General features: G+C 72.2%; 27 protein-coding genes. 2 read left to right on the plus strand and 25 right to left on the minus strand.

What is annotated here, in order from left to right:
• Positions 1-87: 87 nt before the first annotated feature.
• From trpA to fmt, 14 genes are all read right to left on the minus strand, one after another.
• The gene (trpA, locus tag DEJ04_RS04875; protein WP_071403730.1) at positions 88-882 is read right to left on the minus strand and encodes a tryptophan synthase subunit alpha; all 795 of its coding nucleotides are present in this window, start codon (positions 880-882) and stop codon (positions 88-90) included.
• Positions 879-2093 carry a tryptophan synthase subunit beta gene (gene trpB / locus DEJ04_RS04880; RefSeq protein ID WP_071244754.1) on the minus strand — a complete coding sequence of 405 codons (1215 nt, stop codon included), beginning with the start codon at positions 2091-2093 and terminating at the stop codon, positions 879-881. Before trpB ends, trpA begins: the two co-directional genes overlap by 4 nt.
• Positions 2094-2193: 100 nt before the next feature.
• A complete protein-coding gene (gene trpC / locus DEJ04_RS04885; protein ID WP_111039113.1) occupies positions 2194-2979 on the minus strand; it encodes an indole-3-glycerol phosphate synthase TrpC in 786 nt (261 codons plus the stop codon).
• Positions 2980-2998: 19 nt separating this feature from the next.
• A complete protein-coding gene (locus DEJ04_RS18350; RefSeq protein ID WP_181437737.1) occupies positions 2999-3238 on the minus strand; it encodes an HGxxPAAW family protein in 240 nt (79 codons plus the stop codon).
• A complete protein-coding gene (locus DEJ04_RS04895; RefSeq protein ID WP_111046405.1) occupies positions 3235-3933 on the minus strand; it encodes a Trp biosynthesis-associated membrane protein in 699 nt (232 codons plus the stop codon). Before DEJ04_RS04895 ends, DEJ04_RS18350 begins: the two co-directional genes overlap by 4 nt.
• Positions 3930-5474, minus strand: a complete 1545-nt coding sequence (locus DEJ04_RS04900; protein WP_111046406.1) for an anthranilate synthase component I — start codon at positions 5472-5474, stop codon at positions 3930-3932. The genes DEJ04_RS04895 and DEJ04_RS04900 overlap by 4 nt, the downstream gene beginning before the upstream one ends.
• The gene (gene hisI, locus DEJ04_RS04905) at positions 5471-5869 is read right to left on the minus strand and encodes a phosphoribosyl-AMP cyclohydrolase (protein ID WP_110864563.1); all 399 of its coding nucleotides are present in this window, start codon (positions 5867-5869) and stop codon (positions 5471-5473) included. Before hisI ends, DEJ04_RS04900 begins: the two co-directional genes overlap by 4 nt.
• Positions 5870-5894: 25 nt before the next feature.
• Complete coding sequence (hisF, locus tag DEJ04_RS04910; RefSeq protein WP_232536485.1) at positions 5895-6650, minus strand: imidazole glycerol phosphate synthase subunit HisF; 756 nt, start codon at positions 6648-6650, stop codon at positions 5895-5897.
• A gap of 11 nt (positions 6651-6661) precedes the next feature.
• Entirely contained in the window at positions 6662-7501 is an 840-nt protein-coding gene (hisG, locus tag DEJ04_RS04915; protein WP_071403725.1) for an ATP phosphoribosyltransferase, read from the minus strand.
• 58 nt (positions 7502-7559) lie between these two features.
• On the minus strand, positions 7560-7823 hold the full coding sequence (locus DEJ04_RS04920; protein WP_027465728.1) for a phosphoribosyl-ATP diphosphatase: 264 nt from the start codon (positions 7821-7823) through the stop codon (positions 7560-7562).
• A gap of 101 nt (positions 7824-7924) precedes the next feature.
• On the minus strand, positions 7925-8584 hold the full coding sequence (gene rpe, locus DEJ04_RS04925; protein WP_111029262.1) for a ribulose-phosphate 3-epimerase: 660 nt from the start codon (positions 8582-8584) through the stop codon (positions 7925-7927).
• Between the two features lie 37 nt (positions 8585-8621).
• Positions 8622-9524 carry an Abi family protein gene (locus tag DEJ04_RS04930; protein WP_258371314.1) on the minus strand — a complete coding sequence of 301 codons (903 nt, stop codon included), beginning with the start codon at positions 9522-9524 and terminating at the stop codon, positions 8622-8624.
• A 101-nt stretch (positions 9525-9625) separates the two neighbouring features.
• Positions 9626-11194 (minus strand): RsmB/NOP family class I SAM-dependent RNA methyltransferase, encoded by a 1569-nt coding sequence (locus DEJ04_RS04935; RefSeq protein ID WP_258367002.1) that lies wholly within the window; start codon positions 11192-11194, stop codon positions 9626-9628.
• Positions 11191-12126, minus strand: a complete 936-nt coding sequence (fmt, locus tag DEJ04_RS04940; protein ID WP_111046408.1) for a methionyl-tRNA formyltransferase — start codon at positions 12124-12126, stop codon at positions 11191-11193. Before fmt ends, DEJ04_RS04935 begins: the two co-directional genes overlap by 4 nt.
• 134 nt (positions 12127-12260) lie before the next feature.
• On the opposite strand from fmt, the gene DEJ04_RS04945 reads away from it, so the two are divergent.
• Together DEJ04_RS04945 and DEJ04_RS04950 are read left to right on the plus strand one after the other, a co-directional pair.
• The gene (locus DEJ04_RS04945; protein ID WP_111046409.1) at positions 12261-12590 is read left to right on the plus strand and encodes a hypothetical protein; all 330 of its coding nucleotides are present in this window, start codon (positions 12261-12263) and stop codon (positions 12588-12590) included.
• A gap of 14 nt (positions 12591-12604) precedes the next feature.
• Positions 12605-13060, plus strand: a complete 456-nt coding sequence (locus tag DEJ04_RS04950) for a DUF4383 domain-containing protein (RefSeq protein ID WP_111046410.1) — start codon at positions 12605-12607, stop codon at positions 13058-13060.
• A 126-nt stretch (positions 13061-13186) separates the two neighbouring features.
• Here the strand turns inward: DEJ04_RS04950 and DEJ04_RS04955 are convergent, their stop codons facing one another.
• From DEJ04_RS04955 to pyrR, 11 genes are read right to left on the minus strand one after another with little or no spacing between them, the layout of a single operon-like run.
• The gene (locus tag DEJ04_RS04955; RefSeq protein WP_111046411.1) at positions 13187-15169 is read right to left on the minus strand and encodes a primosomal protein N'; all 1983 of its coding nucleotides are present in this window, start codon (positions 15167-15169) and stop codon (positions 13187-13189) included.
• An 8-nt stretch (positions 15170-15177) separates the two neighbouring features.
• Positions 15178-16389: a methionine adenosyltransferase gene (metK, locus tag DEJ04_RS04960; protein WP_110858970.1), complete on the minus strand. Its 1212-nt coding sequence runs from the start codon at positions 16387-16389 to the stop codon at positions 15178-15180.
• 5 nt (positions 16390-16394) lie between these two features.
• Positions 16395-16658 (minus strand): DNA-directed RNA polymerase subunit omega, encoded by a 264-nt coding sequence (gene rpoZ, locus DEJ04_RS04965; RefSeq protein WP_017887186.1) that lies wholly within the window; start codon positions 16656-16658, stop codon positions 16395-16397.
• Between the two features lie 27 nt (positions 16659-16685).
• Positions 16686-17609 carry a guanylate kinase gene (gmk, locus tag DEJ04_RS04970; RefSeq protein ID WP_239001435.1) on the minus strand — a complete coding sequence of 308 codons (924 nt, stop codon included), beginning with the start codon at positions 17607-17609 and terminating at the stop codon, positions 16686-16688.
• Positions 17606-18490 (minus strand): orotidine-5'-phosphate decarboxylase, encoded by an 885-nt coding sequence (pyrF, locus tag DEJ04_RS04975; RefSeq protein WP_111046412.1) that lies wholly within the window; start codon positions 18488-18490, stop codon positions 17606-17608. Before pyrF ends, gmk begins: the two co-directional genes overlap by 4 nt.
• 11 nt (positions 18491-18501) lie before the next feature.
• On the minus strand, positions 18502-21795 hold the full coding sequence (gene carB, locus DEJ04_RS04980; RefSeq protein ID WP_111046413.1) for a carbamoyl-phosphate synthase large subunit: 3294 nt from the start codon (positions 21793-21795) through the stop codon (positions 18502-18504).
• Positions 21795-22994 (minus strand): glutamine-hydrolyzing carbamoyl-phosphate synthase small subunit, encoded by a 1200-nt coding sequence (gene carA, locus DEJ04_RS04985; protein WP_071403717.1) that lies wholly within the window; start codon positions 22992-22994, stop codon positions 21795-21797. The genes carB and carA overlap by 1 nt, the downstream gene beginning before the upstream one ends.
• Positions 22991-23554: a hypothetical protein gene (locus DEJ04_RS04990; RefSeq protein WP_051596738.1), complete on the minus strand. Its 564-nt coding sequence runs from the start codon at positions 23552-23554 to the stop codon at positions 22991-22993. The genes carA and DEJ04_RS04990 overlap by 4 nt, the downstream gene beginning before the upstream one ends.
• On the minus strand, positions 23551-24909 hold the full coding sequence (locus DEJ04_RS04995; RefSeq protein ID WP_111046414.1) for a dihydroorotase: 1359 nt from the start codon (positions 24907-24909) through the stop codon (positions 23551-23553). The genes DEJ04_RS04990 and DEJ04_RS04995 overlap by 4 nt, the downstream gene beginning before the upstream one ends.
• A complete protein-coding gene (locus DEJ04_RS05000) occupies positions 24906-25880 on the minus strand; it encodes an aspartate carbamoyltransferase catalytic subunit (protein ID WP_071403715.1) in 975 nt (324 codons plus the stop codon). Before DEJ04_RS05000 ends, DEJ04_RS04995 begins: the two co-directional genes overlap by 4 nt.
• Positions 25880-26479 carry a bifunctional pyr operon transcriptional regulator/uracil phosphoribosyltransferase PyrR gene (pyrR, locus tag DEJ04_RS05005; protein WP_017887177.1) on the minus strand — a complete coding sequence of 200 codons (600 nt, stop codon included), beginning with the start codon at positions 26477-26479 and terminating at the stop codon, positions 25880-25882. Before pyrR ends, DEJ04_RS05000 begins: the two co-directional genes overlap by 1 nt.
• Between the last annotated feature and the right edge of the window lie 10 nt (positions 26480-26489).

Below are 26489 nucleotides of genomic sequence, written 5' to 3' on the forward strand. Positions count from 1 at the left end.
GTCGCCTTTCGGAACTGACGGGGCGCGGTCGACGTGGCGTCGGCCTCGCTCACTGTAGCGCGGCTCGCGGGCCGGACAGGAACTGGACTAGCGGCGGCGGGCGCCGGTGGCGAGGTCGGCGGCACGGTCCGCCACACCCTGCACACCGAGGTCGGCCAGCGCACGGACGAACGCCGACCCGACGATGGCACCGTCGGCGTACTCGAGGACCTCACCGACCTGCTCGGCCGTCGAGATCCCGAGACCGACGCAGGTGCGCTCGACCCCGGCGTCGCGCAGACGCGACACCACCGTGCGTGCGGCGACGTCGACGCCGACCCGGGCACCGGTCACACCCATCGTCGAGACGGCGTACACGAACCCACGGCTGGCCTCGACCGCCTGGCGCATGCGCTCGTCCGACGAGGACGGTGCGGCGAGGAAGACCCGGTCGAGCCCGGTCCGCTCGGAGGCCTCGGTCCACGCGGAGGCCTCGTCGGGGATGAGGTCGGGCGTGATGAGGCCGGCTGCACCGGCGGCGACGAGGTCGTCGGCGAAGCGGTCCACGCCGTAGCGCAGCACCGGGTTCCAGTAGGTCATGACGAGGACCGGCACGTCGGCCCGTTCAGTGATCTGCTGCACGGCGTCGAAGACCTGTGCGACCCGGAAGCCGTTCGCCAGGCTCTCCTCGGCTGCCCGCTGGATCACGGGCCCGTCCATCACGGGGTCGGAGTACGGCAGACCGAACTCGATGACGTCCACCCCGTTCTCGGCGAGGGCGACGGCGGCGTCGACGCTGGTCTGCAGGTTCGGGTACCCGGCGGGCAGGTAGCCGACGACGGCTCCGGCGCGCTCGGCGTTGGCGGCGTCGATCGTCTGGGCGACGGTCTTGTTCGTGGTCACAGCTGCACCGCGTTCTCGTCGAGGATGCCGAAGTAGCGACTGGCGGACGCGACGTCCTTGTCACCGCGGCCGGACAGGTTCACGAGCACGACGCCCTCGGGGCCGAGCTCCTTGCCGAGCTTCATCGCACCGGCGAGGGCGTGGGACGACTCGATCGCCGGGATGATGCCCTCGGTCTGGCTCAGCAGGCGGAACGCCTCCATGGCCTCGGTGTCGGTGATCGGCTGGTACTTCGCGCGGCCGATCGACGCCAGGTACGCGTGCTCCGGTCCGACGCTCGGGTAGTCGAGTCCGGCGGAGATGCTGTGGCTCTCGATCGTCTGGCCGTCCTCGTCCTGCATCAGGTACGACTTCGCGCCCTGCAGGACGCCCTCGCGACCGAGCGTGATGCTCGCCGCGTGCCGACCGGTCTCGACGCCGTCGCCCCCGGCCTCGAAGCCGTGCAGTGCGACGGACTCGTCGTCGAGGAACGCCTCGAAGATGCCCATCGCGTTCGAGCCGCCGCCGACGCACGCTGCGACGGCGTCCGGCAGACGACCGACGCGGTCGAGGACCTGCTGGCGCGCTTCCTCGCCGATGACCTTGTGGAACTCGCGCACCATCTCGGGGAACGGGTGCGGACCGGCGACCGTGCCGAGCAGGTAGTGCGTCGACTCGACGTTGGCCACCCAGTCGCGCAGGGCGTCGTTGATGGCGTCCTTCAGGGTGCGCGAACCGGTCTCGACCGGGATCACCTCGGCACCGAGCAGGCGCATCCGGGCCACGTTGAGGGCCTGTCGCTCGGTGTCCACGGCGCCCATGTAGACGACGCACTCCATGCCGAACAGGGCTGCGGCGGTCGCGGTGGCGACGCCGTGCTGGCCGGCACCGGTCTCCGCGATCAGGCGGGTCTTGCCGAGCCGACGGGCGACGAGTGCCTGGCCGAGGACGTTGTTGATCTTGTGGGACCCGGTGTGGTTCAGGTCCTCGCGCTTCAGGATGACCCGGGCGCCACCGGCGTGCTTCGCGAAGCGCGGCACCTCGGTGATGATCGAAGGGCGCCCGGTGTAGTCGCGCTGCAGCTCGTCGAGCTCCGCACGGAACGCCGGGTCCGCCCAGGCCTGGCGGAAGGCGGCCTCGAGCTCGTCGAGCGCGAGGACGAGGGACTCGGGGACGAAGCGTCCGCCGAAGTCACCGAAGTAGGGGCCGTGCAGGTCGCGGAGTGAGGTCACGATGTGTCTCCCGGGACGAGTCCGACGCGGCCGGTCGGCCGCGTCGGACGGGTGGAACGTGCGGCCGCGGTCGGCGGCCTCGATACGTGGGCGGAGCCGGTCAGGCCCGGTCGGCGGCGTCGACGAACGACGCCAGGGTCGCGGCGGGGTCGTCACCCGTCACGAGCGCTTCGCCGACCAGCACGACGTCGGCGCCCGCCGCACGGTAGTGCGCGACGTCGGCCGGACCGGAGACCGCGGACTCGGCGACCCGCACGACCCCGTCGGGGATGCGGTCGGCGAGCGACCCGAACAGGTCGCGGTCGAGCGAGAAGTCGGTGAGGTCCCGCGCGTTGACGCCGAGGATGCGGGCACCGGCGTCGAGGCCACGCGTGACCTCGTCACCGGAGTGCGCCTCGACCAGCACGCGCATGCCGAGTTCTTCGGCCAGGGTGTGCAGCTCGACAAGACGGGCCTGCTCGAGCGCCGCCACGATGAGCAGCACGACGTCGGCTCCGGACGCCCGGGCCTCGATCACCTGGTACGGGTCGGCGATGAAGTCCTTGCGCAGCACGGGCACCCCGACGCGGGCCTTCACGGCTTCGAGGTCGGCGAGGCTGCCGAGGAACTTGCGGCCCTCGGTCAGGACGCTGATCGTCGAGGCCCCGCCACGCTCGTAGTCGGCGGCGAGGGCCGCCGGGTCGGCGATCGCGGCCATCGACCCGCGGGACGGGCTGGCGCGCTTGACCTCGGCGATGATCTTCACCCGGTCACCCGGGCTGAGGAACGCGAGGGCGTCGAGCGGCGACGCCACCCGGTCGAGGTCGCGTTCGACGTCCGAGTACGGACGGTCGACACGACGGGCGGCGGCGTCCTCGAGCGCGCCCGCGACGAGGGTCTCGAGCACGTTCGGCATCGGGAGACCCCTACTCGCCTTGGTGCTTGGGGACGAACTTCGGACCGTCGACGCCGTAGCCGGCCTTCTTCATCACGCCACCGACGATGAGGCCGATGAGGACGACGCCAGCGGAGGCCCAGACGCCCCACGGCTGGTCGAACCAGAAGAACAGCGTGCCTGCCGCGAATCCGATCAGCATGATCACGACGGCGGTCCAGGCGGCCGGCGAGTGGCCTTCGCCGAGTTCTGCGGGCTCAGTGTTGCTCACGGTGCTCCTCGTTCTGCTCCGGCGTCGTCGGTCGAGCGACGCCCTGTCGATCCTACCGTGTCGTCACTCGGCGCCCCCGCGCCCGCGCCGTCGGCGGTGGTCGGGTCCACGCCCGCGCTCAGGTCGTCCCAGTCGACGACCGCGTCGCGCTGGACGGGAGCTGCTGCACGTGCTGCTGCGGCGGCTCCGGCGGTGGCGGCACCGTACTTCCGGCTCGGGCCGGGCCAGGCGCGCTGGACCACGATGACGACCACGCCGAGCAGCACGGCGAGCACGCCGCCCGCGATCCCGACGGCGGGCCACGGGCTCACGGACACGCTCGACACGACACCACGGACGGCAGCGAGGTCACTGACCCCGGCGACCTCGCCGACGGCACCGCGTGCAGCGGCGATCGGGTCGCCGAGGGCGGTGATGCCGCTGACGACCACGCCGAGGCCGAGCAGGATCTCGACGGCGGCGAGCACGATGCGCAGCACCCGTCCCGCGATGGTCATCGCCAGGAAGAGCGCGAGGCTCGCGATCGCCAGCGCGGTGTACTGCGGCACGACCGCCGCCCCGTCGGCCGCGACCGTCGAGGTGACGGCGGCACCCGCGTGCAGGCGGACGGTGAACCAGGTCTGGGTCCAGGCGAGCATGATGATGCCGGCGACCAGCAGCCCGGCGACGACGACGATCGGACGCGAGCGCTTCACGAGCGGACCTCGCGCATCCGGTTGGCCGTGGCGACGGCACGCAGCGGAGCGGCGGCCTTGTTGACCGCCTCGACGTGCTCGGTCTCCGGGTCGGAGTCCGCCACGAGTCCTGCCCCGGCCTGCACGCGGGCCACGCCGTCCTTGATCAGGGCGGTCCGGATCGCGATCGCCAGGTCGGCGTCACCCGCGAAGTCGAAGTACCCGACGACACCGGCGTACGCACCGCGCTTCGCCGGTTCGAGCTCGTCGATGATCTCGAGCGCACGCGGCTTCGGCGCGCCCGAGAGCGTGCCGGCCGGGAACGTCGCGCGGAACACGTCGATCGCCGAGGCGTCGGGGCGCACCCGCCCCTCGACGCTCGACACCAGGTGCATGATGTGGCTGAACCGCTCGACGGTCATGAACTCGGTGACGCTGACGGTGCCGGGCTCGCACACCTTCTGCAGGTCGTTGCGTGCGAGGTCGACGAGCATCAGGTGCTCGGCGCGCTCCTTCGGGTCGCCGAGCAGGTCCTCGCCGAGGTGGACGTCCGCTTCCGGGGTGGCACCGCGCGGGCGGGACCCGGCGATCGGGTGCGTGATGGCGCGGTCGCCCTGCACCTTGACCAGCGCCTCTGGCGATGCGCCGACGATCCAGAACCGCTCGTCGGCGGTGTCCGCGAGGGCGAGGAAGTACATGTACGGACTCGGGTTCAGCGTCCGGAGCACCCGGTAGACGTCGAGCGGGTCGGCCGTGACCTCGTGGTCGAACCGCTGCGAGATGACGACCTGGAACACGTCACCGTCGCGGATGAAGCCCTTCGAGCGCTCGACGGCCGCCATGTAGTCGGCCGGACTCGTGCGGTGGGCGGGGGTCGGCTCGGCGATCTCGAAGGCCTCGGCCACGGTCGCGACGCTCGGCTGCACCAGGTCGCCCTGCATGCGGTCGAGTCGCTGCTGCGCGTCCGCCCAGAGGGTGTCCGCGTCGTCGGTGCCGTCGTTCAGCACGCTCGCGACCAGCAGCACGAGACCGGTGCGGTGGTCGAGCGCGGCGAGTTCGGAGACGAAGGACAGCGCCTGTCCGGGCACGTCGAAGTCGGCCGGCGGCACGTTCGGCAGGTGCTCGAGCTGACGAACGGCCTCCCACCCGATGAAGCCGACGGTCCCGCCGACGAGCGGCGGCGAGCCGGGCACGCGGGGCGTCGCCCAGCGCTCGTGCAACCGTGCCAGGACCTCGAGCGGGGCGCCGTCGAGCGACCCGACGGCGCGCTCGGCGTCGATGCCGGTGTCGATCCAGGCCGCGCGGTCGCCGTCCTGGGTCAGGACTCCGAAGCTCCGCACGCCGACGAACGACCAGCGCGACCACAGGCCGCCCTGGCCGGCGGACTCGAGCAGGAAGGATCCGGGGCGGCCGTCGGCGAGCTTGCGGTAGACGCCGACCGGCGTCTCGCTGTCGCCGTACAGCGCGCGGACGACCGGCAGGACACGGTGGTCGCCGAGCAGGCCGTCGAACTCCGGTCGGGAGGTCGTGTGCGGGGTCTCGGAGATCGTCGCGGTGGTCATCGGGTCGGCTCCACGGCCGTGTCCGCCGGGGCGGACATGGTCACGGGCGCGAGCGGGTCGACGTCGAAGCACCGGTGCGCACCGGTGTGGCACGCAGCCCCGACCTGCTGCACCGTGACGAGGAGCGTGTCGTCGTCGCAGTCCAGCGCGGCACCGCGGACGTACTGGGCGTGTCCCGACGTGTCGCCCTTCCGCCAGTACTCGTTCCGCGACCGCGACCAGAAGGTCACACGGCCTTCGGTGAGGGTGCGGCGGAGGGCTTCCCGGTCCATGTAGCCGAGCATGAGGACGTCCTTCGACGATTCCTCCTGCACGATGGCGGGGAGCAGGCCGTCCGCACCGAAGTGTGCGCGGTCGAGGACCGCCTCGGTGTCGGTGCTGGTGCTGTCGGTCATGAGGCTCCTAGCCTACGGCGGCGGATCAGCGGACGGCGTGGCCGGTCGCGCGGAGCGCGGCCTTGACGTCCCCCACGGTCATCTCGCCACGGTGGAAGACGCTGGCGGCGAGGACTGCATCCGCACCCGCGTCGACGGCCGGGGCGAAGTGCTCGACGCGACCCGCGCCTCCCGAGGCGATCACCGGGACGGACGAGACGGCGCGCACCGCGGCCACGAGTTCGAGGTCGAACCCGTTCTTCGTGCCGTCGGCGTCGATGGAGTTGACGAGCAGCTCCCCCGCGCCGCGCTCGACGGCCTCGCGTGCCCACGCGATGGCGTCGAGGTCGGACTCGGTCCGCCCGCCGTGGGTGGTGACCACGAAGCCCGAGGGCATCCGGTCGGAGCGCTTGACGTCGAGCGACAGCACGACGGCCTGGGCACCGAACCGGTCGGCGATCTCGCCGATGAGCTCGTGCCGGGCGATCGCTGCGCTGTTCACGCCGATCTTGTCCGCGCCGCACTGCTGCAGCCGCGAGACGTCGTCCACACTGCGCACCCCGCCGCCGACGGTGAGCGGGATGAAGACCTGCTCGGCCGTCCGGGTCACGGTGTCGTACATCGTCGCCCGGTTCTCGACCGTGGCGCCGACGTCCAGGAAGGTCAGCTCGTCGGCACCCTGCTCGTAGTACCGAGCCGCGAGTTCGACGGGGTCACCGGCGTCCTGCAGGTCGAGGAAGTTCACGCCCTTGACGACGCGGCCGCCCTTGACGTCGAGGCACGGGATGACCCGGACCGACACGCCACCGGGGGTCACAGGCGTGCGGCGTGGATCGGGCTGACGAGGATCGCCCGGGCGCCGAGGTCGTAGAGCGCGTCCATGATGAGGTTCGCGTCGTCGCGCGGGATCATCACGCGGACCGCGGCCCAGTCGCGGTCGTGCAGCGGTGAGACCGTGGGTGACTCGATGCCGGACGCCACCGCGGTCGCCTGCTCGAGCAGGGCCGTGGGGACGTCGTAGTCGAGCATCACGTAGCCACGGGCGACGAGGACGCCCTGCAGGCGTCGGCGGAGCACGTCGATGCCCGGGATGGTCTCGTCGGTGGAGACGAGCACCGCGGTCGACTCGAGGATCACCGGGCCGAAGATCTCGAGGCCCGCCTGCCGGAGCGTGCTGCCCGTCGACACGACGTCGGCCACGGCGTCGGCGACCCCGAGCCGCACGGCGCTCTCGACCGCGCCGTCGAGCTTCACGAGCGTGGAGCTGACCCCGTGCTCGGCGAGGAACGCCCCGACCAGTCCGGGGTAGCTCGTGGCCACGCGGACGCCGTCGAGGTCCTGCAGCGAGCCGAACCGACCCGGGGTGCCGGCGAACCGGAAGGTGGAGTCGGCGAAGCCGAGCGCGTCGACCTCGTGCGCCTCGGACCCGGAGTCGAGCAGCAGGTCGCGGCCGGTGATGCCGACGTCGAGCGCGCCGGACCCCACGTACGTGGCGATGTCCCGCGGGCGGAGGAAGAAGAACTCGACGCCGTTGCGCTCGTCGAGCAGGTGCAGCGCCTTCGGGTCGCGGCGGCCGGCGTACCCGGCCTCCCGCAGCATGTCGGACGCGGTCTCGGACAGGGAGCCCTTGTTGGGCACGGCGATGCGGAGCATCAGTGGGTCTGCTTTCTGTGGGGTCGTCGGCGGTCGTCGGTGCACCGGGCGGCGCTTCCTACAGATGTCGCCAGACGTCCGCCGGGGTGAGCCCCTTGGCGACCATGAGGACCTGGAGGTGGTAGATCAGCTGCGAGATCTCCTCCGAGGTGCGCTCGTCGCCCTCGTACTCGGCCGCCATCCAGACCTCGGCGGCTTCCTCCACGATCTTCTTGCCGATCTGGTGCACGCCGGCGTCCAGTTCGGCGACGGTGCCGGAGCCCTCGGGGCGCGTGCGCGCCTTCTCGGTGAGCTCCTGGAACAGGTCGTCGAACGTCTTCACGGGGTCCAGGCTACCGGTCTCCGCTGACGCTTCCGACGCACCGTCCGGACGGGAGGCAGTGGTCACCCCGGTGACACCGGTACCGTCCGACGCTCCCCCGGTCACGAGCGAGCCCGAGCGGCGGCCTCGCGCAGGTCGGCGATGCGCGCGGCGGGTTCGCCGCCGTACACCGCGGAGCCCGCGACCAGCGTGTCGGCACCGCTCCGGACGGCCTCGGGCACGGTGTCGACGGCGATCCCGCCGTCCACCTCGAGCCAGACGTCGAGCCCGGACGCGTCGACGGCGGCGCGGGCGTCGGCGAGCTTCGGCATCACGGACGGCATGAAGGACTGGCCGCCGAACCCGGGCTCGACGGTCATCAGCAGGATCATGTCGTAGGCGTCGAGGTGGTGCAGCACCTGCGTGATCGGGGTGCCGGGCTTCACGGCGACGGCGGCGCGGGCACCGTTCGACCGGATCGCCGCGGCGGTCGCCACCGGGTCGTCGGCTGCCTCGAAGTGGAACGTGACGCTCGACGCACCCGTCTCGGCGTACTTCGGCGCGTTGCGGTCGGCGTCGGTCACCATCAGGTGGACGTCGAGCGGCACCGGCGACACCTGCTGCAGGCGCTGCACGATCGGCAGCCCGAGTGTCAGGTTCGGGACGAAGTGGTTGTCCATCACGTCGACGTGCACCAGGTCAGCGGTCTCGATGCGCTGGAGTTCGCGCTCGAGGTTCGCGAAGTCGGCGGACAGGATGCTCGGCGAGATGCGGATCGTCACCGGGCAAGCCTACCGGCGTGCCGCTGGAGGCCCGCGGTCATCGCCACAGCGACGTCGCGTTCCAGTCCGCTGGCGCCCCCGTCTGCTCGAAGGGGACCAGTGCGATCGGCGGGTAGGCAGCCATCGCTCCGGCGAGCAGCCGGGATGGCCCGATGCCGCTGGCTTGACGGAGGTACTGCACCAGCGTCAGCTGGCCGTAGGTCCGGTTCATCGCGTGGGCGGCGAGGTCGAGTCCGTCGTGCGTCCCTCCGCGCGGCAGGCGGGGGCGCTTCGGGTACACCCGGTTGAACAACCGCCCGTGGTGGGCACAGGCGTTTCGGACGACGTTCAGCGCGCGGAGCCACGAGGCGAACTGCGGCGGCCTCAACCCGAACGCTCCGGCGACCTCGGTCTGCACCATCAGCGGTGCGAACCCGAAGAGGCGGCTCAGACTCCCCCAGTCCATGAGCTCGACCGCGGCCCACACGGGCAGGGTCCCGCCGTAGGCGAGCCGGTGGTGCTCCACGAAGTCCTCTCGGGACCGCCCGACCTCACGGTCGTGGCGACGGCGCCAGTCGGCGTACTGGTCACCCGACCGGGCGAGCACGCCGAGCAGCGCCGGCTCCAGGTGGGCGCACGGATCGAGCCGCCCCAGTTCATGGCCGAGTGCGGCGCGGACGGCGAGTTCGATCGGCGCGATCGCGTCGAAGACCGTGGTCCGGAGGCGGGCGTCGAAGTCGGAGAGGGAGACCACGTCAGCGAGACGAGTGCCCGCCGCGAAGTCGTCGCTCCGGTGCCCGGACCGCAGTCGACGGAACGAGTACCAGTACCCACTGAGTCGGTAGTAGCTGACCCGCCGCAGCAGCTCGACCGCGGCGTCGTGGTCCCCGACGTCCATCCCGCGGGCCTCGAGCAACGCGACCTGTTGGCTTGTCGACCGGAACGCCTTGACCTCGCTCAACGCACCCCCACACGAAGAGGACCGGCCCTGGACCTGCTTTCGCAGGCGGAACCGGTCTTGTGGAACCAACATATCAGAAGCGTTCCAGCGGAGCAACCGCCTCAGTCGACGCGACGGAACAGCGCGATGAACATCGCGTCCGTCCCGATGCGGTGCGGCCACAGCTGCGCCGTGGCACCGTCGGCGATCTCGGGGTCACGTGCGGCGACACCCCGGACGATCGCGGCGGTGTCGAGCTGTTCGAGCCGGTCCCCGTGCCGCCCCATCAGCGCGTCGACCTGCCCGCGGGTCTCCGCCAGGTGCGGCGAGCAGGTCACGTACGCCAGGGTCCCGCCCGGTGCGAGCACCCGGACGGCGGCGTCGAGCAGTTCGGTCTGCAGGGCAGCGAGCTCCTCGACGTCCTCGGGGAGCTTCCGCCAGCGTGCCTCCGGTCGGCGACGCAGCGCGCCGAGCCCGGTGCACGGGGCGTCGAGCAGGATGCGGTCGAAGGTCATCCCGGTGCCGTCGCGTCCGTACCGACGGGCGTCGCCCTCGACGACCCGCACGTGGTCGCCGAACACACCGAGCGCGTTCCGCACGAGGCCGGCGCGCGCGGGCACGAGTTCGTTGGCGACGAGGGTCGCCCCGCCCTGCTGCGCCTCGGCGGCGAGCAGCGCGGCCTTGCCGCCGGGCCCGGCACACATGTCGAGCCACCGCTCCCCCGCACGCACGTCCGACGAGCGGCTCAGCGCCAGCGCGGCGAGCTGCGACCCCTCGTCCTGCACACGCAGGCGTCCGGCGGCGACGCCCGGCACACGCGCCGGGTCGCCGCTGATGCCGCGGATGCCGACGGGCGACACCGGCGCGGCGTCCGCCTGCACAACGGGCTCGCCGGCCCGGACGGGAGGCACGGTGCCGGTCGCGCCGTCGGCCTCCGGTTCGTCGTCGGCGGGCACCAGGGCCGCGGGCACGTCGTCCGCACCGGTCGCGTCGGCGAACGCGGCATCGATGTCGTCGTCCGGGGCGGTGCGGGCGGTCGCGGTTGCGATGTCCTCGTCGGTGGCGAGGCCGGGCAGGGCCGCGAGCTGCACCCGGGGTGCGGCGTTGTCGGCGGCGAGCAGGGCGGCGAGCTCGTCGCGGGAGCGTTCGGCGGCCAGGGCGTCGCGGAGCGCCGAGACGACCCAGACCGGGTGCGACCAGCGGGTGGCGAGCAGGGCGTCCCCGGCGCGGCCCTCGGTGATCAGGGCGTCCCACTCCTGGTCGGTGCGGGCGGCGATCTTGCGCATCACGGCGTTCACGAACCCGGTCGCGCGGCGGGCACCGACCTCACGGGCGAGCTCGACCGTGGCGTCGACGGCGGCGTGCGTCGGCGTGCGCATGGCGAGCAGCTGGTGCGCACCGAGGCGCATCACGTCGAGGACGTCCGCCTCGATGTTCTCGGCCCGGCGACCGGATGCCAGCGCGATGATCACGTCGTAGCGGCCGAGCATCCGGATCGACCCGTAGGTGAGCTCGGTCGCGAACCCGGCGTCGCGGGCGGTGAGCCCGGCGCGGCGGATGCGCGTCGGCAGCAGCAGGTTCGCGTAGGCATCGTCGACCTGCACGGCGCGGAGCACGTCGAACGCCACGCGGCGGGCACTCGCCGGACGCGGGCCGCGGCGGGCACCCTGGGGCTTCGTCTGGGGGCTCATGCGAGGACCTTCCCGTCCAGTTCGCCGAGGCCACGGGCCCAGGCGGCGGCGTCCATCGCCTTCTTGCCCGCCGGCTGCACCTCGAGCAGCACGAGCGGGGTGTCGGCGGTCCCGACCAGCAGCCGGCCGCCGTGGAGTGCGAGCGCACCGGGCGCGAGCGACGGGGCGGGGTCCTGCGTGCCTCCAGGCTCGATCGTGCTGCGGAGCAGCTTCACGCGGGTCTCGCCCAGGTGGGCGTACGCGCCGGGCTCGGGCGTGACCCCGCGCAGCCGCGCGTGCACGGAGGCGGCGGGCGCGGCGAAGTCGGTGCGGCCGTCGTCGATCGTGAGCTTCGGGGCGAGCGTGGGCTCGCCGGACTGCTCCGTCGCGACGGCGGTGCCGGTGGCGATGGCGTCCACGACGTCCGCCACCACGTCGGCGCCGACCTCGGCCATCGCCGCGAGGACCTCGCCCGAGGTCGCCTCGGGGTCGATCTCGAAGGGCCGCGCGGCGTAGACCGGGCCGGCGTCCAGCGACTCGACCAGCTGGAAGACGGTGGCGGCGGTCCGGGTGTCGCCAGCCATCACCGCACGCTGCACCGGAGCCGCACCGCGGTACGCCGGCAGGTCGGAGAAGTGCAGGTTGATCCACCCGTGCCGCGGGGCGTCGAGGGCCGGGCGGCGGAGCAGTGCGCCGTAGGCGACGATCACGCCGAGGTCGACGTCGAGGTCCGCGATCCGGGCGGTGACGGCGTCGTCGACACGCGAGGCCTCGATGACCGGCAGTCCGAGCTCCGCGGCGACGACGGCCACCGGGGTCGGGGTGAGGACACGCTTCCGGCCCTGCGGGGTGGCCGGCCGCGTGAGCACCGCGACGATCTCGTGGTCGGACGCCGCCAGACGGCGGAGGGTGGGGACGGCCGCAGCGGGGCTGCCGGCGACGACGAGACGCATGGGTTCGATCCTCCCACGCCGACGGGCCCACCCGACCCCGACCGCCTGTCCGGAGCACGCGGTGCTCGGCACTGCCTGTGCACCAGCAGAGCGTGGGCTGCGTAGGTTCTGGCGGTATCGACGGAAGGAGCACCATGACCGACCGAGACCTGCCCATCCCGGACTTCGACCACGTCCCGCTCGGCAACCTGACGGAGCACTTGACGGCCCTCGACCGCGAGCAGCTCGAGGTGCTGCTCGACCACGAGCACGCCCACGGCGCACGGTTGCCGGTGCTGGAGCGGATCCGTCACCGGATCGAGGCCCTGGACGGTGGCGCGGAGCCGACCGGTTCCGTGCCGGAGCACCTCCCCGAGACGTCTGCGGGGGCCTCGGCACCCGCGGACGTCACGCCGGCCACCGCCGGTCCGACGATCAACCCGCCGTCCCACGGCGTGCCCACCAACCCCGCGCAACCGCGCTGAGATCAGGAGACACCATGAGCGACGTCACCACCGCCACCAACCGCTACGCCGGTTCGTCCGTCCAGAAGGCCGCCCTCGTGGTCGGCATCGTGTTCCTGCTCGTCGGGATCGCCGGGTTCGTCCCCGGCATCACGACCGGCGACCTGGCCGGGGCCGGACACGAGTCGATGGGCATGCTGCTCGGAATCTTCCAGGTGTCCGTGCTGCACAACATCGTGCACCTGCTGTTCGGCGTCGTCGGACTGCTCGCCGCCAACCGCGCTTCCGGCTCGCGGATGTACCTGGTGCTCGGCGGGATCGTCTACTTCGTGCTGTGGATCTACGGCCTGTTCACCGCCGGCCACAGCTCGGGTGCGAACTTCGTCCCGCTGAACAACGCCGACAACTGGCTGCACCTCGTGCTCGCCATCGGCATGGTCGCCCTCGGCGTCGTGCTGCCGCGCGAGCGTCGCCGGCCCACCAACGCCTGACCGACCCGCACCAGCCGGTCGCCGCACGGCGGCAGACCCCGAACGACACCGCCGACGTCCCACGACGTCGGCGGTGTCGTTCTGCGTCGTGCCCCCACAGCCGTACCCACACGGACCCGGGCGCGGTCAGACCTCGGAGAACGGCTCCGCGTCGTCCAACCGCACCCGCAGCGTCGGAGCGGCCCGTCTTCGGTTGCCGCCCTTGAGCACCCGCCGGGTCGACGAGCGCCGGATCACCTCGGCCTTGAGCGTCGCGGCGACCTCGGCCCCGTGCGCGTACGGGAACCGCACGATCGCCCGGACCGTGCCCGGCAACGTGTCGTCCTCGACCGGGACCGGGCCGAGCACCGGACCGACGACAGCGTCGCCGAGGGCCTCGACCGCAGCGGTGACGGCCTCGTCGGTACCGGTCATCGTCGCCACCCGCACCGCCGGCGGGAAGTGGAGTTCGCGGCGGTCGGTGAGCTCGTCGTGCGCGGGACCGTCGAGCCGCCACAGGGCCATCGCCGACGCCAGCCGCCCACCGATCCCGACCAGGTACACCTCGGCACCGGGGGCCGACTTCGCGGCGGCGTTCGTCCAGAAGCGCAGCACGTCCTCCTGCACCCGCAGCCCTTCGCGGGCGAGCATCTTCTCGCCGTCGAGCAGCAGCACGCAGGCGTACCCGCCCGGCACCGACGGCTCGGCCCCACGGGTGGCGACGACGACCGATGGCTTGGCGGGAACCTCGTCGAGCGGGCGGGAGCCGTCCGCGACGATGATCCGGGTGCCGGGGAACGCCCGCCCGAGCTCCTCCGCGGTGCGCTGTGCCCCCTGGCCGACCGGCTTCACGGTGCCGTTGCCGCACGTCGGGCAGCGGAACCCGACGGCCAGGGCGCCGCAGAACCGGCACTGGGGCGTGGCGCCGCGGTGCGGGCTTCCGAGCGGCCCGCCGCAGACCCGGCAGTGCGCGCGTTCGCCGCACTCGGCGCAGACCAGCCCCGTACCGAAGCCCGGGCTCGCGACCTGCACCAGGACGGCACCGTGCTGGCTGGCCTCGCGCGCGGCACGCCAGGCGGAGCTCGGGATGCGGGCCTGTGCGGCAAACCCCTCGGCCCCGGTCTGCTGCACGGTGGGGATGACCTTCGGCGTCTTCACGCGGTAGGGCACGACGTCCTGCAGCCAGTGCAGCTCCACCAGCCGTTGCACGTCGGTGCTGCGCGCGTGTGAGACGAACAGCAGCGCGGCCCCGGACTGGGCGGCCCGCACCAGGGCCACGTCACGCGTGTGCACGTAGGGGGCCCGCTGCTCGATGAACGAGGCGTCGCCGTCGTCCCACATCGCGATCAGCCCGAGGTCGGTCGCCGGCGCGTACATCGCCGTACGGTTGCCGATCGCGACCACCGGGTGCGTGCGGGCCTGCAGCAGGGCCTTCGCGCGCTGCCCGTTCGTCTGCTTGGCGTCGAACCGAACCACCCGTTCCGGCGGCAGCACGGCGAGCAGGGCGCGCTCGAGGTCGATGACGTCGCGGAAGTCCGGCACGGCGATCACCGCAGACTGCTCGGCCGCCACCGTGTGTGCGGCGGCCTGGGCGAGCGTCGCGGCCCATCCCGGCACCCAGACCGGTGCGTCCGCGTCACCCACCGCCACGGGCTGGGGCACGGCGGCGACCGCGGCGCGTCCGTGCTCCGTCACCACAGCCTCCAGGACGCCGTCGGCGTAGCCGGTGACGGGCGGGGCAGTCACCGGCGGCGGCGACCACGCGGTGTCCCGGGCGAGCCAGGCCTTCTCGGCGCGCACCTGCCGCGGTGGCACGGCAAGGCGCAGGACGTCGGAGGCGACACCCGCGGCCCGGTCGGCGACGGCACGCGCGAGGGTCCAGATCTCCGGCGCGAGCACGGGCACCGGGGACAGCACGGCCTCGATCTGACTGAGTTCCCCCGGGTACTCGCCCTCGGTGACGATCTCGACCACGTAGCCGTCGGACATCCGGGCCCCGGTGCGCAGCGGCACCTTCACGCGGACCCCCGCGACGCAGTCGTCCTCGAGCTCGGCCGGCACCCGGTAGTCGAACAGACGGTCCAACTGCGGGAGCGGCGAGTCGAGGACGACGCGCGCGACGGTGGTCACGCGGTGCTTCAGACGGTCGCGGCGACGAGTCCTGCGGCGGCGCGGAGTTCCTCGACACGGTCGAGCTGCTCCCACGTGAACCCGGGGAGCTCGCGGCCGAAGTGGCCGTAGGTCGCGGTCTGCGCGTAGATCGGTCGGAGCAGGTCGAGGTCGCGGATGATCGCGGCCGGACGCAGGTCGAAGACCTGACGGATGGCGGCCTCGATCGTGGCGTCGTCGACGTGTCCGGTGCCGAAGGTCTCGACGTACAGCCCGACGGGCTTCGCACGGCCGATCGCGTAGGCGACCTGCACCTCGAGCCGGTCGGCGAGCCCCGCGGCGACCGCGTTCTTGGCGACCCAGCGCAGCGCGTACGCCGCCGAACGGTCGACCTTCGACGGGTCCTTGCCGCTGAACGCGCCGCCACCGTGACGAGAGGCCCCGCCGTAGGTGTCGACGATCACCTTGCGGCCGGTGAGCCCGGCGTCACCCTGGGGGCCGCCGATCTCGAAGCGACCGGTCGGGTTCACGATGACGTCGACGTGCGACGAGTCGAGGTCGACCAGGTCGAGGACCGGACGGATCACGTGCTCGGTGATCGCGGCGGTGAGCTCGTCGAGCGTGACGCTCGGCGAGTGCTGCGTGGAGAGCACGACGGTCTCGACGGTCTTCGGCACGACGCCGTCGTACCCGATGGTGACCTGGGTCTTGCCGTCCGGGCGCAGGAACGACAGCTCGCCCGACTTCCGGACCGCGGCCAGGCGCTCGGCCAGGCGGTGCGCCAGCCAGATCGCGACCGGCATGTACTCGGGGGTCTCGTTCGTCGCGAAGCCGAACATGATGCCCTGGTCGCCGGCGCCCTGACGGTCGAGCGGGTCGACCGCACCGGTGCGGGAGTCGAGCGACTCGTCCACACCCTGCGCGATGTCCGGCGACTGCGCACCGATCGAGACCTCGACACCACAGGTGGCACCGTCGAACGAGACGTCCGACGAGTTGTAGCCGATCCCGGTGATGACGTCACGGACGAGCTTGGGGATCTCGACGTAGCCGGAGGTCGTGACCTCGCCGGCGACGTGCACGAGCCCGGTGGTCACCATCGTCTCGACGGCGACGCGCGCGTTCGGGTCGACCGTGAGCAGTGCGTCGAGGATGCTGTCCGAGATCTGGTCGCAGATCTTGTCGGGGTGCCCCTCGGTCACCGACTCGGACGTGAAGAGGCGGAGAGCAGCTGCAGTCACCGGGATCAGTCGGTGGGCTGCTGCTGCTTGGTGACGGTGAGCTTGTCCTCGTTGATCTCGTGGAGCGCGACGGACAGCGGCTTGTCGTCGATCGTCGAGTCGACGAGCGGTCCGACGTTGTCGAAGAGCGAGCCCTCGTGCAGGTCGGCGTAGTAGTCGTTGATCTGGCGGGCGCGCTTCGACGCGAAGATGACGAGCGCGTACTTCGACTCGACCTTGCTGAGCAGGTCGTCGATGGGCGGGTCGATGATGCCCTGGGGGTTGGCCATGGTGTCTCCTCGAAGTCAGTGCACCCGTCAGGGCGCAGAGAACAAGTCTACGACCTCACGTGCCGCGGTGCCGACATCGGAGTTCACGATCCGCACGTCGAACTCGTCCTGGGCGGCCAGCTCGACCTTCGCGGTCTCGAGGCGACGCGCCTGTTCCTCCGCGGATTCGGTCCCGCGGCCGATCAGCCGGCGCACCAGTTCCTCCCACGTCGGGGGCAGCAGGAACACGAGCACCGCCTCGGGCATGGCGTCGCGGACCTGCCGCGCGCCCTGCAGGTCGATCTCCAGCATGACCTTCTCGCCGGCGTCGAGCGCGCGGTCGATCGGCGGGCGCGGGGTGCCGTAGCGGTACGAGTTGTGGACGGTCGCCCACTCGAGCAGCTCGCGGTCGCGGATCATGCGATCGAACTCGTCGTCGTCCACGAAGTAGTAGTGCACGCCGTCGACCTCGCCGGGGCGCGGCTTCCGGGTGGTGGCGGAGACGCTGAGGTTGACGTCCGGGTAGTGCTGTCGGATGTGCGCGCTCACCGTGCCCTTGCCGACCGCGGTGGGTCCGGCGAGCACGACGAGCTTCGAGGCACCACGCTTGCGACCGCGGGCGGCGAGCCAGTCCGCCAGGGCGGTGCGCTGCCGGGTCCCCAGGCCCCCGAGGCGCTTCGAGGGGGCGATCCGCAGGGTCCCCATGATCGCCTCGGCTCGTGCGGGGCCGATCCCCGGCAGGCTGACGAGCAGGTCACGGACCCGGAGCGAGCGTTCCGCCGAGGTCGTCTCGACCAGCGAGTCGTCCCAGGCGGCACGGGCGACGTCGAGCGCGGAGCGCTCCCCCGACGCGATCGCGGCCTTCACCGCGGCCCGGGCGCGTCGCGCGGCGACCGCGGCCTTCGCCGCAGCGACGCGGTCGACCTCTGGCGGGGTCCGGTGGGCGGGCAGGCCCTCGTGCTCGTCGGTCACGCTGCCGCCGCCAGTGCAGTGCGGATGCGGTCCGCGCGCTCGGTGACGAGCGCCGCGACGCCGTCCGGACCGTCGGTCAGCAGGCCCCGCGACTCGCTCACGAGCACCTGCTCGGCACGCGCGCCGTACAGCGCACGGAGGTCCTCGATGCGGGCCCCCTGGGCACCGAAGCCCGGGGCGAGGACCGGCGCGGTGCCGATCGCGTCCGCGTCGATGCCGAAGTCGTCGAGGTGAAGGGTCGCGCCGAGCACGAGCCCGACGTCGCCGAGGGCCTGATCGCCCACGGACCGGTTGTCGTCTGCCACGTCCAAGACGATACCGGCCGCGACCGTCCGGCCGGTACGCGGTCCTTCCGCGAGCACCGCGGTCTGCAGCACACGGGCCTCGGGGTTGCTCGTCGCCGCGAGCACGAAGACCCCGGCACCGTTCCGGCGCGCGACGTCGATCGTGCCCCGGAGCGAGCCGTACCCGAGGTACGGCGACACCGTCATCGCGTCGGCCGCGAACGGCCCGTCGCGGTCCAGCCACGCCAGCGCGTAGTCGTCACCGGTGGTCCCGATGTCGCCCCGCTTCACGTCGGCGACGACCAGGAGGCCCGCATCGCGCGCCCGACGGATCGTCGCGTCGAGCGCACGGTAGCCCGCGACCCCCGCCGCCTCGAAGAAGGCGACCTGCGGCTTCACGATCGCCGCGCGGCCGGCGGCCGCGTCGACCAGGGTGGCGCCGAACGCCGTCAGGCCCTGCTCGTCGCGGGCGAGCCCCCACGCCGCCAGGGTGGCGGCGTGGGGGTCGATCCCGACGCAGAGCGGTGAACGCTCCCCCATGGCGGACGCGAGGCGGTCGCCGAAGGAAGCCGGGCCTCCCGACCGGGTCGTTGCCATGCTGGCAGCCGTCACCAGGTCGCGCGCTCGAGCGCGTAGTCCTGCAGGCTGCGGACGTTGAGCGGCGAACCGATCGTCTCGATCGCCGCGACGGCCGCCCCGATCTGCGCGATCGTCGTGAACAGCGGCTTGTCCGCCGCGACCGTGGCCGCACGGATCTCGTACCCGTCCGCACGACCGGCGGCACCCGAAGGCGTGTTGATGACGATGTCGACCTCGCCCCTGGCGAGCAGGTCGACGACGCTCTCGCCGCCCTGGCTGTACTTGCCGACGATCCCGACCTCGATGCCGTTGCGGCGGAGGATCTCCGCCGTGCCCTCGGTCGCGATGATCGTGAAGCCGAGCTGCTGCAGGCGGTGCACCGGCAGCACGATCGCGCGCTTGTCGGTGTCGGCGACGCTCACGAAGACCGTGCCGCTGGTCGGCAGGCCGCCGTACGCGGCGTCCTGCGACTTGAGGAACGCCCGCGGGAAGTCGCGGTCGATGCCCATGACCTCGCCGGTGGAGCGCATCTCGGGGCTGAGCACCGAGTCGACGACCTGGCCCTCGCGGGTGCGGAAGCGACGGAAGGGCAGCACGGCCTCCTTGACGGCGACCGGCGACTGGGCGGGGACGAACGCGCCGTCACGCTCGGGCAGCATGCCCTCGGCGACGAGCTCGGCGACCGTGGTACCGGTCATGATGCGGGACGCGGCCTTGGCCAGCGGGATGCCGAGCGCCTTCGAGACGAAGGGCACCGTGCGGCTGGCGCGCGGGTTTGCTTCGAGGACGTAGAGCACGCCGGCGCCGATGGCGAACTGGACGTTGAGCAGGCCCTGCACGCCGATGCCGCGGGCGATCTTCTCGGTCGCGTCGACGACGCCCTGGATCTCCGCGCGGCCGAGGCCGACCGGGGGCAGGGTGCAGGCCGAGTCGCCGGAGTGGATGCCGGCCTCTTCGAGGTGCTCCATGATGCCGCCGATGTAGAGCCGCTCGCCGTCGAAGAGCGCGTCGACGTCGATCTCCACGGCGTCGTCCAGGAACCGGTCGACCAGCAGCGGGAGCTCCGGGCCGATGATCGCCTGGTCGGCCATCCGGTCGAAGTAGTCCGCGAGCGACGGGGAGTCGTAGAGGATCTCCATGCCGCGGCCGCCGAGCACGAACGACGGGCGGACGAGGACGGGGTACCCGATCTCCTCGGCCACCGTGGTCGCGCTGGCCAGGTCGTGGGCGGTGCCGTTCCGCGGTGCGAGCAGGCCGGCGGCGTCGAGGATGGCGGAGAACTGCCCGCGCTCCTCGGCCGAGTCGATCGCGGTGGGGCTGGTGCCGAGGATCGGGATGCCCGCGGCCTCGAGCGGCTTCGCCAGGCCGAGGGCGGTCTGGCCACCGAGCTGCACGACGACGCCGACGAGTTCGCCGGACGCCGCCTCGGCCTCGATGACCTCGAGGACGTCCTCGGCGGTCAGGGGCTCGAAGTACAGGCGGTCCGAGGTGTCGTAGTCGGTCGACACGGTCTCGGGGTTGCAGTTGATCATGATCGTCTCGAACCCGGCGGCGCTCAGCGCGAAGGAGGCGTGCACGCAGGAGTAGTCGAACTCGACGCCCTGTCCGATGCGGTTCGGGCCGGAGCCGAGGATGACGACCTTCTTGCGGTCGCTCGGCGTGATCTCGGTCTCGGTGTCGTACGACGAGTAGTGGTACGGCGTCAGGGCGGGGAACTCGCCGGCGCAGGTGTCGACGGTCTTGAAGACCGGTCGGATGCCCTGGGCGTGCCGCTCGTCACGGACCTGCTGCTCGGAGACCGGTGCCGCGTCCGTGCTGCGCAGGCTCGCGATCTGGGTGTCGCTGAAGCCGTGCTCCTTCGCCCAGCGCATCGTGTCCGCGTCGAGGGTGTCGGCGGCCCGGACCTCGTCCGCGACCTCGTTGATGAGCACGATCTGGTCGATGAACCAGGGGTCGATCTTGGTGGCCTCGAAGACCTCGTCCGCGGTGGCACCCGCGACCAGGGCCTGCTGGACCGTGACGATGCGGCCGTCGGTCGGGATCGACGACTTCGCCAGCAGGGCGTCCTTGTCGAGCTCGGCCGCCGGGGTGTCCCAGTGGAAGCTCGACCCGCGCTTCTCGAGCGAGCGCAGCGACTTCTGCAGTGCCGTGGCGTAGTTCCGGCCGATGGCCATCGCCTCGCCGACGCTCTTCATCGTCGTGGTCAGGGTGGCGTCGGCGGCCGGGAACTTCTCGAAGGCGAACCGCGGGGTCTTCACGACCACGTAGTCGAGGGTCGGCTCGAAGCTCGCCGGGGTGACCTTCGTGATGTCGTTCTCGATCTCGTCGAGCCGGTAGCCGATGGCGAGCTTGGCGGCGATCTTGGCGATCGGGAAGCCCGTGGCCTTCGACGCGAGGGCCGACGAGCGGGACACGCGGGGGTTCATCTCGATGACGATGACGCGGCCGTTGGACGGGTCGACGGCGAACTGGATGTTGCAGCCACCGGTGTCGACACCGACGCGACGGATGATGTCGATGCCGATGTTCCGCATGTTCTGGTACTCGCGGTCGGTCAGGGTCAGCGCGGGGGCGACCGTGATCGAGTCACCGGTGTGGACACCGACCGGGTCGACGTTCTCGATGGAGCAGATGACGACGGTGTTGTCGTAGTTGTCCCGCATCAGCTCGAGCTCGTACTCCTTCCAGCCGAGGATGGACTCCTCGAGCAGGACCTCGGTCGTCGGGCTGGACTGCAGCCCGTCGCCGACGAAGCGGACGAGTTCGGCCTCGTTGTAGGCGAAGCCCGAGCCGAGGCCGCCCATGGTGAACGACGGGCGGACGACCAGCGGGTACCCGAGGTCCTTCGCGAACTCCTTCGCTTCCTCCAACGTGTGCGCGATGTGGCTGCGGGCGACGTCGGCACCGGACTCGAGCACGAGCTCTTTGAAGAGCTGGCGGTCCTCGCCGCGCTGGATCGCCTCGACCTTGGCGCCGATGAGCTCGACGCCGTGCTTGGCGAGGATGCCGGCCTCGTCGAGCGCGATGGCCGCGTTCAGGGCCGTCTGGCCGCCGAGGGTCGGCAGGACGGCGTCCGGCTTCTCGATGCGGATGATCTCCTCGAGCGACGCGTTCGTGATCGGCTCGATGTAGGTCGCGTCGGCGAAGTCGGGGTCGGTCATGATCGTCGCCGGGTTCGGGTTGACCAGGATGACCCGGACGCCCTCGGCCCGGAGGACGCGGCACGCCTGGGTGCCGGAGTAGTCGAACTCGGCGGCCTGACCGATGACGATCGGGCCGGAGCCGATGACGAGGACGGAGTTGATGTCTGCGCGCTTGGGCATCAGTTCGCTTCCTTGGTGATGTCTGCTGCGGGGGTCGTGGCGTCGGCGGTGGCCGCGTCGAGCGGCTCCCCGTCGCGACGCTCGCGCACCATGTCCGCGAACCGGTCGAAGAGGTACATGCTGTCGTGCGGTCCGGCGGCGGCCTCGGGGTGGTACTGCACGCTGAACGCCGGCACGTCGAGCGCGCGGAGGCCCTCGACCACGTTGTCGTTCAGCGAGTAGTGCGAGACCTCGACCCGACCGAACCCGGCCGGCGACTCGAGGACCTCGCCGAGGGGCGCGTCGACCGCGAAGCCGTGGTTCTGGCTCGTGATCTCGACCTTGCCCGTGGTCGTGTCGAGCACCGGCTGGTTGATCCCGCGGTGGCCGAAGGGCAGCTTGTAGGTGCCGAAGCCGAGCGCGCGGCCGAGCAGCTGGTTGCCGAAGCAGATGCCGAAGAACGGGCGGCCGGTGCGCAGGCTGTCCTGCAGCAGCTCCACCTGTGCGTCCGACGCGGCGGGGTCGCCGGGGCCGTTCGAGTAGAACAGGGCGTCCGGTGCGAGGGCTTCCAGCTCCGCAGCGGAGATGTCCTGCGGCACCACGTGCACCTCGAAGCCGCGGGCCGCGAGGTACCGGGTGGTCGAGGCCTTCACGCCGAGGTCGAGCACGGCCAGGGTGCCGATCTGCTCGCCGACGGCGGGGACGACGTAGGTCTCCGGGGTGGACACGACCGCCGAGAAGCTCGCGCCGGCCATCGTCGCCTGCGACACGACCGCGTCCAGCTGCGACTCGGCCGACAGCGCCGCGTCCGCACCGCTGAAGACGCCGCCCTTCATGGCGCCGGCGTCACGGATGCGGCGGGTGAGTGCGCGGGTGTCGATGCCGGAGATGCCGACGATGCCGTCGCGCACCAGGTGGTCGTCGAGCGTCGCGTTCGCGCGGTGGTTCGACACCACGCGGCTGGGGTCGCGCACCACGTACCCGGCGACCCAGATGCGACGGGACTCGGGGTCCTCGTCGTTCACCCCGGTGTTGCCGATGTGCGGCGCGGTCTGCACCACGATCTGTCCGGCGTAGGAGGGGTCGGTCAGCGTCTCCTGGTAGCCGGTCATGCCGGTCGCGAAGACCACCTCGCCGAGCGTGCGCCCACGGGCGCCGTAGGCCCAGCCGTCGTACCGGGTGCCGTCTTCGAGGACCAGGACGGCCCGTTCGCGTGTCATGCTTTCTTCCCTTCGCCCGCGGTTCGCGGAGCATCGGCCGCAGTCGCCTGCGGCCCGGTCTCGGTCAGTCCCTGCAGGGCGTGCAGCGCGGCTGCGTCGCCCTCCGGGAACCGGAAGTAGGTGTCCAGGTCCGTCGCACCTGCGGCGCCGGTCGCCGTCCATCGCAGACGGACCAGTCCCCCGGGTTCGACCACTCGGTCGATGGCCCACGTGGAGCGGTCGGCGCCGCGGACCGCGTCGCGCGCGATCCAGCGGTCGTCGGTACCGGCGAGGCGCATCACCACGCCGGTCGCGTGGACCGTCACCCCGCCGCGGCCGCGGAACCCGAGGCCGCCTGCGGTGATGCGTTCCAACGGCTGGTCGGCGCGGGTCGTCGCGACGGTGAACCCGTCCCACGACCCGACCGCCGGTGCCAGGTCGGCCGGCACCCGGACTGGAGGCACGGCTTCCGCCTGCTTCCTGGTCCGCGTCCGCCAGGTGCGCGCCATCGCGACGAACAGGGCGGCGACCGCGAGCAGGATCACCGCGCCGAGGAGCCAGCGCTGCGCGTCGCCGCTCATGCGCGCGCCCCTGTCCGGAGCGCCGCGGCGTGCGCCGCGATCGTGTCCGCGTCGACGACCCGGCCGTCGAGCACCGTCGCGTACCCCTGGTGGAAGGTGGCGACGACCCGGCCAGGCAGCGTCATGCCGAGGTACGGCGAGTTCTGCGACTGCCCGGCGAGGTCGGTGACCGCGAACTCGCGGCTGGCCGACGGGTCGTAGAGCGTGATCTCGGCGGGTGCTCCCTCGGCGATGCGCTGCCCGTGCCCCTCGACCTGGCCGATCCGCGCCGGCGCCTCGGACAGCACCCGGGCGACGTCGGCCCAGTCGAGCCGGCCGTCGTCGACCACGGCGGACTGCACCACGCTCAGCGCCGATTCGAGGCCGACCATGCCGTTCGCGGCAGCGGGCCACTCGCAGCACTTCGCCTCGGCGGTGTGCGGCGCGTGGTCGGTCGCGACGATGTCGATGGTGCCGTCGGCCAGGGCCGCGCGGAGCGCCTCGACGTCCTCGCGGGCGCGGAGCGGCGGGTTCACCTTGTAGCGGGCGTCGTAGCCGGGCGCACCGTCGTGGCCGGCGACGAGGTCCTCGGTGAGCACCAGGTGGTGCGGGGTGACCTCGGCCGTGACGTCGATGCCGCGGGACTTCGCCCACCGGATCACCTCGACACTGCCGGCCGTCGAGACGTGGCAGACGTGCAGGCGTGCCCCGACGTGGTCGGCGAGCAGGACGTCGCGGGCGATGATCGCCTCTTCCGCGACGGCGGGCCACCCGGCGAGGCCGAGCTCCGAGGACAGCCGGCCCTCGTTCATCTGCGCGCCGATGGTCAGCCGGGGCTCCTGGGCGTGCTGCGCGAGCACCCCGCCGAAGCCCTTGATGTACTCGAGTGCGCGGCGCATGAGCAGCGGGTCGGCCACGCAGGAGCCGTCGTCCGAGAACACCCGGACCTTCGCACGCGAGGTCGCCATCGCGCCGATCTCGGACAGGTGCGTGCCCTGCAGCCCCTGTGACACGGCGCCGATCGGGCGGACCGTCACGTAGCCCGCGTCGTCGCCGAGGGCCTGGACCTGCTCGACGACCCCGGCGGTGTCGGCAACGGGGCTCGAGTTGGCCATGGCGTTCACGGCGGTGAAGCCACCGGCGGCCGCGGCACGCGAGCCGGTGAGGACCGTCTCGGACTCCTCGTGACCGGGCTCGCGCAGGTGCGTGTGGAGGTCCACGAGGCCGGGCAGGGCGATGAGGCCGTCCGCGTCCACGGTGGTGGCGCCGGCCGTGTCGAGACCGGACCCGACCGCGGTGATGCGCCCGGCCTCCAGACGGATGTCGGCACGCGAGCCGTCGACCAGCTGCGCGCCACGGATCAGGTGAGCGGTCATGCGGCGGACTCCTTCGCGTCGGTGCCGGTTCCGGCACTGCCCGTCAGGGCGAGGTAGAGGACGGCCATCCGGACCGAGACGCCGTTCTCGACCTGCTCGACGACGGTCGAACGGGGGTCGTCGGCGGCGACGCCGGCGATCTCGAGCCCGCGGTTCATCGGACCGGGGTGCATGATCAGCGTGCGCTCGGACAGCCGACCGAAGCGCGCCGCCGTCAGGCCCCAGTGCCGCGTGTACTCGCGCGGGTTCGGGAAGAAGGCGTCGTTCATCCGCTCCTGCTGGATGCGGAGCGTCATGACGACGTCCGGGTCCTCGGCGAGGGCCGTGTCGAGGTCGTGGTGCACCGCGGCGCCGAACGGCGACGGGGTGGCGGGCAGCAGCGTCGGCGGCGCGGCGAAGGTCACGCTCGCGCCGAGGGTGCGGAGCAGCCAGGCGTTCGACCGGGCGACCCGGCTGTGCAGCACGTCGCCGATGATCAGGACGCGCACGCCGTCGAGGCCCTGGCCGCGCGAGCCGGCACCGTGCAGGCGGCGGCGCATGGTGAAGGCGTCGAGCAGCGCCTGCGTCGGGTGTTCGTGGGTGCCGTCACCGGCGTTGACCACCGGCACGTCGATCCAGTCGGCGTCGGCGAGTACCCGCGGCGCGCCCGATGCCCCGTGGCGCATGACGATGCCGTCGATGCCCATCGCGCCGAGGGTCTGCACGGTGTCCTTCAGGGATTCGCCCTTGGAGACGCTCGAGCCCTTCGCGGCGAAGTTCAGGACGTCGGCGGACAGGCGCTTCGCGGCGGCCTCGAACGAGATGCGCGTGCGCGTGGAGTCCTCGAAGAACAGGTTCACCACGGTCTTGCCGCGCAGCGCCGGGAGCTTCCGGACCTCGCGCGTGTTGACCTCGGCCATCTCCTCGGCGACGTCGAGGATGTGGACGGCCTGGTCGCGGGACAGGTCGGCAGTCGAGAGCAGGTGCCGCATCACGCCACCCCCTGCTCGATGAACACGGTGTCGTCGCCGTCGGTCTCGGCCAGGTGCAGCGTGACCCGCTCGTCGGACGCGGTCGGCAGGTTCTTGCCCACGTGGTCCGCGCGGATCGGCAGCTCGCGGTGGCCACGGTCGACGAGCACGGCGAGCCGGACGGCACGCGGCCGGCCGATGCCCTGCAGCGCGTCGAGTGCGGCGCGGACGGTCCGACCGGAGTACAGCACGTCGTCGACGAGCACGACGACCTTGCCGTCGATGCCGCCGGCGGGGATCACCGTCCGGTGCGGCGCGCGGCCGATGCCGTGACCGAGGTCGTCGCGGTGCATGGTGACGTCGAGCGTGCCGACACGCTCCGTCCCGATGCCGCCGGCGGCCGAGGACCACTCCGGCTCGATGCCGGCCAGGATCCGGCCGAGGCGCTCCGCCAGGACGGCGCCGCGGGTCGGGATGCCGAGGAGCACGAGGTCCGAGCCCCCGTGGTTGGCTTCGAGGATCTCGTGCGCGATGCGTGTCAGGGCACGCGTGATGTCGGGCTGTTGCAGGACCGTTCTGGTTCCCACGTCGACCCCCTTCCCCGCCTCACTGGACGGCATTAAAGGATGC

Origin of the sequence: Curtobacterium sp. MCLR17_044, from assembly GCF_003234435.1 — a bacterium.
In the GTDB taxonomy this organism is placed as follows: domain Bacteria; phylum Actinomycetota; class Actinomycetes; order Actinomycetales; family Microbacteriaceae; genus Curtobacterium; species Curtobacterium flaccumfaciens.

Coding starts and splice junctions, on each gene's coding strand:
- DEJ04_RS04900 (WP_111046406.1), bottom strand. CDS start 5,474: ATGACCACCGCGACGATCTCCGAGACCCCGCACACGACCTCCCGACCG.
- hisI (WP_110864563.1), bottom strand. CDS start 5,869: ATGACCGACAGCACCAGCACCGACACCGAGGCGGTCCTCGACCGCGCA.
- hisG (WP_071403725.1), bottom strand. CDS start 7,501: ATGCTCCGCATCGCCGTGCCCAACAAGGGCTCCCTGTCCGAGACCGCG.
- DEJ04_RS04935 (WP_258367002.1), bottom strand. CDS start 11,194: ATGAGCCCCCAGACGAAGCCCCAGGGTGCCCGCCGCGGCCCGCGTCCG.
- fmt (WP_111046408.1), bottom strand. CDS start 12,126: ATGCGTCTCGTCGTCGCCGGCAGCCCCGCTGCGGCCGTCCCCACCCTC.
- DEJ04_RS04945 (WP_111046409.1), top strand. CDS start 12,261: ATGACCGACCGAGACCTGCCCATCCCGGACTTCGACCACGTCCCGCTC.
- DEJ04_RS04950 (WP_111046410.1), top strand. CDS start 12,605: ATGAGCGACGTCACCACCGCCACCAACCGCTACGCCGGTTCGTCCGTC.
- rpoZ (WP_017887186.1), bottom strand. CDS start 16,658: ATGGCCAACCCCCAGGGCATCATCGACCCGCCCATCGACGACCTGCTC.
- pyrF (WP_111046412.1), bottom strand. CDS start 18,490: ATGGCAACGACCCGGTCGGGAGGCCCGGCTTCCTTCGGCGACCGCCTC.
- carB (WP_111046413.1), bottom strand. CDS start 21,795: ATGCCCAAGCGCGCAGACATCAACTCCGTCCTCGTCATCGGCTCCGGC.
- carA (WP_071403717.1), bottom strand. CDS start 22,994: ATGACACGCGAACGGGCCGTCCTGGTCCTCGAAGACGGCACCCGGTAC.
- DEJ04_RS04990 (WP_051596738.1), bottom strand. CDS start 23,554: ATGAGCGGCGACGCGCAGCGCTGGCTCCTCGGCGCGGTGATCCTGCTC.
- DEJ04_RS04995 (WP_111046414.1), bottom strand. CDS start 24,909: ATGACCGCTCACCTGATCCGTGGCGCGCAGCTGGTCGACGGCTCGCGT.
- DEJ04_RS05000 (WP_071403715.1), bottom strand. CDS start 25,880: ATGCGGCACCTGCTCTCGACTGCCGACCTGTCCCGCGACCAGGCCGTC.
- pyrR (WP_017887177.1), bottom strand. CDS start 26,479: ATGCCGTCCAGTGAGGCGGGGAAGGGGGTCGACGTGGGAACCAGAACG.